Consider the following 1,377-nt stretch of genomic DNA (forward strand, 5'->3'; position numbering starts at 1 on the left):
TGATGGTATGGACGCCCCCTTCCGCCGGAGCCAGCCGCGAGAGATGATGGAGGCGTATCAACCAGAGGGTTCATTATGGAAGCTCGCGTCAGTGTTGTTGGTCTCGATATCGCAAAATCTGTTTTTCAGGTTCACGCTGCTGACAATTTCGGTCGGCCGGTGATCCGTCGTAAACTCAAACGGGAAGAGGTCGAAAGCTTCTTCCGCGCACTTACTCCATGCCTGGTGGGGCTTGAGGCATGTCCAGGTTCGCATTTCTGGGCGCGGCTGCTGCGTGATATGGGCCACGATGTTCGCCTCCTGCCGGCGCAGTACGTCAAACCATATGTCAAAACGAACAAGAATGATGCTGCTGATGCTGAAGCAATCTGCGAGGCAGTCACCCGCCCAACAATGCGCTTTGTTCCCATCAAGGAGGAGATGCAGCAGGAAGTTTTGGTAATTCACCGGGTTCGTGAGATGCTCATTCGCCAGCGCACCCAATTGATCAACGGAATCCGAGGACATCTGGCGGAGTTCGGCATCATCGGCCCCAATCGGTCACATAAAATCGGTCTCTTGACCAAGCTGATAGAAGACCCCGACTGCGATGAGCTTCCGGCAGTCGCTCGGCATGCGTTGCAATACCTTGTGAACCAGCTTCGGGAAGTCAGTGCCAAACTTTTCAAGATCGATCGCGACTTGATTGCCGTCGCGAGGAACAGCAATGCCTGCCGGCGCTTGATGAGTATTCCCGGCGTTGGTGTCATCACCGCCACCGCATTGGTTTCCTCGATGAGAGAACCTACCGACTTCAAATCAGGCCGCCATTTCGCAGCTTGGTTGGGATTAGTTCCGCGACAACATTCGACTGGCGGCAAGGAGAGCCTTGGTGGGATCAGCAAGCGCGGGAATGGCTATCTGCGGAGATTGCTCATCCACGGCAGTCGCTCAATCATGCGCTGGAGAGGTCGTTCCTGGACGTGGCTAGCAAAGCTGAGAGACAGAAGACCTGCCAACGTTGCGGCAGTCGCGATCGCCAACAAGACAGCACGTGTCGTTTGGGCTTTGCTCCGCTTTGGCGGGACCTACAACCACCCGACCCGGCCGGTGGCATTGAGTATGGCATGATTCCCGGGTTCGACCATCCCTGGTCGAAGCGGTTGCGAGGATAGAAGGCGAATGATGGCAAAGCCGGGTTAACCGGAATCAGCAGAGCCCGTTGGGCGCATCGAACTTCGAGTTCGCGTCGCGTGGTTGGGCGCTGATTTGCGGATCTACCATCAAGGCCGGTATCACAGGGTGTGATACGCTGAGAGGCCGAATAGATGACTGCAGCCGCGGCGGCCGCCAAATTTCGCTAATTTACTCCTTGCAAAACCGGGGGCGTCCATAGAT

At 56.2% G+C, this 1,377-nt stretch carries 1 protein-coding gene; it reads left to right on the forward strand.

Annotated elements, in window-relative coordinates; all coding sequences use genetic code 11:
• Nucleotides 1-75: 75 nt before the first annotated feature.
• Nucleotides 76-1,110 carry an IS110 family RNA-guided transposase gene (locus AYK65_RS31310; RefSeq protein ID WP_081163223.1) on the forward strand — a complete coding sequence of 345 codons (1,035 nt, stop codon included), beginning with the start codon at nt 76-78 and terminating at the stop codon, nt 1,108-1,110.
• The last annotated feature ends 267 nt before the right edge of the window (nt 1,111-1,377 follow it).

The organism is Ensifer aridi (genome assembly GCF_002078505.1).
Classification (GTDB): domain Bacteria; phylum Pseudomonadota; class Alphaproteobacteria; order Rhizobiales; family Rhizobiaceae; genus Sinorhizobium; species Sinorhizobium aridi.

Bases quoted from the DNA above. Each gene is read 5' to 3' on its own strand.
- AYK65_RS31310 (WP_081163223.1), top strand. From the start codon at position 76: ATGGAAGCTCGCGTCAGTGTTGTTGGTCTCGATATCGCAAAATCTGTT.